This window comes from Phenylobacterium sp., assembly GCF_020402505.1.
GTDB lineage: Bacteria > Pseudomonadota > Alphaproteobacteria > Caulobacterales > Caulobacteraceae > Phenylobacterium.
This window is the reverse complement of record NZ_JADBZL010000017.1, coordinates 1-2,644: the sequence shown is the minus strand read 5'-3', so window position 1 is coordinate 2,644 and position 2,644 is coordinate 1. Positions and strand designations below refer to the sequence as shown.

Sequence of the window (2,644 nt, the reverse complement as noted above, 5' to 3'; positions counted from 1 at the left end):
GTCGCCGAACTGATTCCCGGCGGACCCGCCGAAAGGGCGGGCCTGGTGATCGGCGACATCGTCCTTTCGGTCAACGGCGTCCGGGTTCGTTCCTCCTCTGAAATGACGCGTCAGGTGGCGAAGGCCTCACCTGGCGATTTGCTCCGGCTGGAGATCATCAGGGGCGGCAAGCCTCGCACTATCGAGATCCGCTCGGGGGTCCGCCCGCCCGAGGCTCAACTCGCCGGCGGTCCCGGCGGACCGAATGGCGCGACGCCGGGTCCAGGCCGGCTGGGGCCTTCCGCTGGCCAGAGCCTTCTGGGCATGACCGTCGCGCCCCTCGATGACGCCGGTCGTCGCCGTGCCGGCCTGCCGGCCGACGCGCGCGGGCTGCTGGTCTCATCCGTCGAGCGGTCCTCGGATGCGGCCGAAAGGGGCCTGCAGGCGAACGACGTCCTGTTGCGTGCGGGTGACCGGGTGCTCGCCGCGCCAGCCGACCTCGCCGCCGTCATCGACCAGGCCCGCAAGGCTGGCCGGCCCAGCGTGCTGGTGGCGGTGTGGCGCGGCGGCCGCACGATCTTCCTGCCCATCAAGATCGCTGATTGAGCGGGACGGGGGCATGCGCATCCTGGTCGTGGAGGACGACGTCTCCGGAGCGGAGGTGATGGCCAGAGGCCTCTCAGACGCCGGGTACGAGTGCGTCGTTCGCCACGATGGCGCGGCAGGGCTCGAGGCGGCCCGGAAGGGCGGCTTCGACGTCATGATCATCGACCGGATGATGCCCTGCCTGGACGGGGTCGGGCTGGTCGAGACCCTTCGTCGTGACGGCGATGAGACGCCGGTCCTCTTCCTCTCGGCCCTGGGCGAGATCGAGGACCGCGTCACGGGACTGAGGGCGGGCGCCGACGACTATCTGGTCAAGCCCTATGCCTTCGCCGAGCTGATCGCCCGGGTCGAGGCCCTCTCCCGTCGTCGCGAGACCGGCTCTGTGCTCACCCAGCTGCGGGTCGGGGACCTTGAGATGGACCTCATCGCCCGGCGGGTCCACCGGGCGGGCCGGGAGATCGACCTCCAGCCCCGGGAGTTCCAGCTTCTCGAATTCCTGATGCGCCACGCCGGCCAGGCCGTGACCCGCACCATGCTCCTGGAGAAGGTCTGGGAGTACCACTTCGACCCGCAGACCAACGTCATCGACGTCCACATCTCGCGCCTCCGGTCCAAGATCGACAAGGGCTTCGAGCGCGCCATGCTCGAGACCATTCGCGGGGCGGGGTATCGGCTGGATGCCTGACAAAAGGGATGCGCCCGTCGGGGGGCTTCTGCGTCTCTTTCGCGCCGCGCCCTTCCGCCTGACCCTTCTGTCCCTGGCCCTCTTCGCGTTCGCGGGCGCGGCCTTCCTGGCCTATGTCTACGTTGCGGCGGCCGGTGAAGCGCGCCGGCGGACGGACGCGGAGATCCGGCGGGAGGCCGACAATCTGGTGGAGGTCTATGACCGCGCCGGCGCCGCGGCCCTGAACACCGTTCTGGTGAGCCGGATGGCCGGAGAGCGCCGTTTTCTCTACCTTCTTCTGACCCCCGACGGACGCAAGATTTCCGGCTCTCTGGCCCGGAGCCCGGTGGAAGGCTTCAGCGGCGAGCCGACCTGGATCCGGTTCAGCCTGTCCGGTTTCGACGAGGACGGGCGGCCCCGCTCGATCCCGGCCCGGGGCTTCCAGCAGCGGCTGCCAAACGGTGGCGTTCTCTTTGTGGGCGCCGATACGGGGGATGACCAGGACTTCATAGTGACCATCGTCCGGGGGCTCTGGGGCGCCGGAGCCCTGGTTGTTGTGCTCGGCATCACCTCCGGCCTGCTGGTCAGCCGCAACTTCACCCAGGCCATGACCGGGCTGACCAATGTGGTGGCCTCCGCCCGGAATGGCGACCTGACCGCCCGCGCCGCCGTGCGGGGGGCCGGAGACGAGCTCGACCAACTGGCCGAGGGCCTGAACGACATGCTGGACCGCCTCGATCGGTCCATGTCGGCCCACCGGCATGCTGGCGACGCCATCGCCCATGACCTGCGCTCGCCACTCACCCGGCTCAAGGCGCGCCTGGAGTCCGCCCTCCTGGACATGGAGGCCGGCCGGGGCGACGCCCGGCAGGCCCTGCGACAGGCCCTGGACGACACCGACGGCGTCCTTCGGACCTTCTCCGCGGTCCTGGCCATCTCCCGGCTGCAGGCGGCCGGCGAGGCCCCCAACGCGGTGGTCTTCGACCCGGCCGGTCTGGTGGGCGACATGGCCGAGCTCTATGGTCCCCTGTGCGAGGACAAGGGTCTGGAGATCGCCTCCGACATCGCCGCCGGCCTCACGCTCCGGGGCAATCCGGCCTTCCTGGCCCAGGCCCTGGCCAACCTCGTGGACAATGCGGTGAAGTACACGCCTGCGGGAGGCGCGGTCATGGTCCGCTTGCGCCGGCGCGCCTGTGGCGACACAGAGATCTCCGTCACCGATACGGGCCCCGGGGTGCCCGACTTCGACCGCGATCGGGTGGTGGAGCGGTTCGTGCGCCTTGAGAACAGCCGCAACCTCCCGGGTGCGGGTCTCGGCCTGTCCCTCGTCGCCGCCGTCGCTCAAGCCCATGGCGGCCGCCTCGAGCTGGGGGAGGGACCGGGCGCTTATGATGG

General features: G+C 70.2%; 3 protein-coding genes. All 3 read left to right on the top strand.

What is annotated here, in order from left to right:
• Nucleotides 1–585 (top strand): PDZ domain-containing protein (locus IM632_RS01270; RefSeq protein WP_296551937.1); only part of this gene is annotated, 585 nt, incomplete at its 5' end.
• A gap of 13 nt (nucleotides 586–598) precedes the next feature.
• On the top strand, nucleotides 599–1,270 hold the full coding sequence (locus tag IM632_RS01265) for a response regulator transcription factor (protein WP_296483333.1): 672 nt from the start codon (nucleotides 599–601) through the stop codon (nucleotides 1,268–1,270).
• Nucleotides 1,263–2,644, top strand: a 1,382-nt coding sequence (locus IM632_RS01260; protein WP_296551936.1) for a HAMP domain-containing sensor histidine kinase, incomplete at its 3' end; no start/stop codon positions are given. The genes IM632_RS01265 and IM632_RS01260, both read left to right, overlap by 8 nt.

Bases quoted from the DNA above. Each gene is read 5' to 3' on its own strand.
- IM632_RS01265 (WP_296483333.1), top strand. From the start codon at position 599: ATGCGCATCCTGGTCGTGGAGGACGACGTCTCCGGAGCGGAGGTGATG.